Consider the following 2,795-nt stretch of genomic DNA (forward strand, 5'->3'; position numbering starts at 1 on the left):
GGCCCGGCACCCCCGCCGCCCCGATCGCCGTCACGCCCACGCCCACGCCCACCGAGCCGGAGCCCACGGAGCCGCCGGCCGGTTCGCCGCCGCGCGAACGGTGCGCGGACGGACGGGACGTGGCCGAGAGCCTGCGCCCCTCGGACGCCGTCGGGCCCGCCGTGCGGCGGATCCTCGCCCGGGACGCCCTGGTGGTGGGGGTGGACCAGAACAGCTACCTGTGGGGGTTCCGAACACCCGACACCGGTCGGTTCGTCGGCTTCGACATCGATCTGGTGGAGGCGGTGGCCGAGGAACTGCTGGGGCCCAACGCCCGGGTGGTGTACCGGGCGGTGCCCACCTCGGAGCGGATCCGGCTGCTCCGGGAACGCGAGGTGGACATGGTGGTGCGGACGATGTCGATCACCTGTGACCGCCGGCGGGAGGTGGCCTTCTCCTCCGCCTACTTCGAGGCCGGACAGCAGTTGGTGGTGCCCCGCCGGTCGGGCGTCACCGGGCTGAACGGCTCGCTCACCGGGGGACGCGTGTGCAGCGCGACGGATTCGACCGCCGAGGCCCTGCTCCTGGAGCGGGACGTGACCTCCCGGGGCATCGGGATGGTCACCACCGCCAATCACCTGGACTGCGTGGTCCTGCTCCAACTGGGCGAGGCGGAGGCCCTGGTGACGGACAGCGCGCTGGCCGCGGGACACATCGCACAGGACCCGACCCTGCGACCGGTGGGCGACCCCCTCACCGTGGAGCCGTACGGGGTGGCGATGCATCCCGACGACGAGGATCTGGTGCGGCGGGTCAACCGGGCCCTGGAGGGGTTCACGGCTGGAGGTGGGGACAGCGCGTGGCACGCGTCGTACGAGCGGTGGCTGGCGGACCACATGGAGGATCCCGACCCCCGCCCCCCGGTACCGGTGTACCGGGATTGACTGCCGACGGGCCCGAACGGTACGGGTGGGCCGCACGGGGGTTCCCCGGACGGGGGAACCCGGGCGATCGAGCCGCTCCCCGGGATTGCCGGCACCCCGGTGGGGGGAAGGACCGGGACAGCCGGGGCGGCGCCGCCCCGGGGCGTGCGCGGGCGGATCCGTTCCCCACCCGTGGCGCCCGGGGCCACGGATCGACGTGTGACGACCGTGACGACCGGGCCGGGGGCACGTCGTGTGGCGGGGTGGGCCCCGGGGTCCACCCGGCACACCGGCACGCGGGAACACCCGCACGAGCACGAGGGGACACGAGCACACGGACGCACAGGGGCACCGACACACGGACACACCGGCGGCATCGCCGGTCGGGAACCGACACGACGGTGACGACACGGGGAGACCCGGGAGAAGCGAGGAGTGGGCCTGGTGTTGAGCCGGGAGGAGGCCGACCGGCGGCTGGCACGGCTGGGCGTCGAGCACGAGGCGATCGAGACCTCGTTGCTGGCGCTCCAGGACCACGCCGGGCGCCGGTTGCTGGAGGGCGCGGAGTTGGTCGGCACCACGGCCGAGCGGTGGACCGCCGCGGAGCTGGAGCTCACCGCGCTGTGGGCGTGTTTCGAGGAGTGGGGGAAGAGGCTGGAGGACGCCCGGGCGGTCCGGGCCCGGCGCCGCTTCCCGGGGCCGGGGGAACTGTCCGAGCTGGCCGAGCTGTTGGAGGAGCCGCCGGCCGGTCCGCCGGAGACCGCGGATCCCCCGGACACCGCCGACGCGTCCGGACCGTCCGGCGGGTGGGCCGCCACCGTGGAACGGCTGAACACCGGGTACGCGCGGGTGCTGGAGGTGGTGGTGGCCGCCAACGCCGTCTGGTCCGCCCTCCCCTCCCGGATCGACCTGCTCGCCGCCGAGCTGCGCCGGCTGGCCGAACTCGCCCGTTCCGTCGGCGTGCGCCCCGGCGAGCACCCGGCCGGTGACGACCTGGCCCGGGTCACCGAGGAACTCACCGCGCTGCGGGCCGAGGTGCTGACGGACCCGTTGGCTTTCTGGCGGCGCGCGGAGGGCAGCGGCACTCCGGGCGCGGGGCGTCCGGACACCGAGCGGTACGACCGGGCGGCCCGGCTGATCGAGGACATCCGGCGCGAGGTGGAGGCGGTGATCGCCGTCCGTCGCGACGCGGAGGAGCGCCTGGTACGGCTGCGCGACATCCTCTCCCGCGCCGATCGGACCCTGGCGGAGGCCCGGACCGCCCGGGGGGAGGTGCTGGCCCGGATCGCGGCCTCGGAGGTCCCGGCGGTCACCGGCCCGGCGTCGGCGCTGCGCGAGGAGTTGACGGCGGCGGCCGAGTACCGGCGCGACGCGCAGTGGCATCGCCTCTCCCCGCTGCTGGACTCCCTGGAGGAGCGGGCGGAACAGGAGTTGGAGCGGGCCCGCGACTCCCTGACCGCCGTGACCGCGCCGTTGGCGATCCGAGCCGAGCTGCGGGGACGGCTGGACGCGTACCGCGCCAGGGCGGGCCGCTCGGACGCGGACGCCGACCCGGAGTTGACGCGGCACTACGACACGGCCCGACGGATGCTCTGGAGCTCGCCGTGCGATCTGCGGGCGGCGGAGCGGGCGGTGATCCGCTACCGGATGGCCGCCGCGGAGCGTCTGGCCGGCGGCGGCGGGACCACGGCCTCCCCCGGGGGCGCTCCGGGGACGGCTTCCGGGGCGGCTTCCGGGGCGGCTTCCGGGACGATCGGTACCCCCGGGGCCGGGGAGGCGCCCGGAACGCCGGGGGAATCGGAGAAGGGGCAATGACCACCGGGATCCCGACCGGCTCGCGGACCTCCGCCCCTGCTCCCGGGCGCGGGTCCGGAACCGGAGCGGAGGAGCGGG

The 2,795-nt window shown here is 75.8% G+C and carries 2 protein-coding genes; both read left to right on the forward strand.

The window, feature by feature from the left end; translation table 11 throughout:
• On the forward strand, window positions 1–923 hold a 923-nt coding region (locus FNQ90_RS18680), incomplete at its 5' end, for a transporter substrate-binding domain-containing protein (RefSeq protein WP_228471383.1).
• Window positions 924–1,337: 414 nt separating this feature from the next.
• Complete coding sequence (locus FNQ90_RS18685; RefSeq protein ID WP_323380062.1) at window positions 1,338–2,717, forward strand: hypothetical protein; 1,380 nt, start codon at window positions 1,338–1,340, stop codon at window positions 2,715–2,717.
• Window positions 2,718–2,795: the final 78 nt, after the last annotated feature.

The sequence above is a fragment of the Streptomyces alkaliphilus genome (assembly GCF_014141535.1).
Taxonomy (GTDB): domain Bacteria; phylum Actinomycetota; class Actinomycetes; order Streptomycetales; family Streptomycetaceae; genus Streptomyces; species Streptomyces alkaliphilus.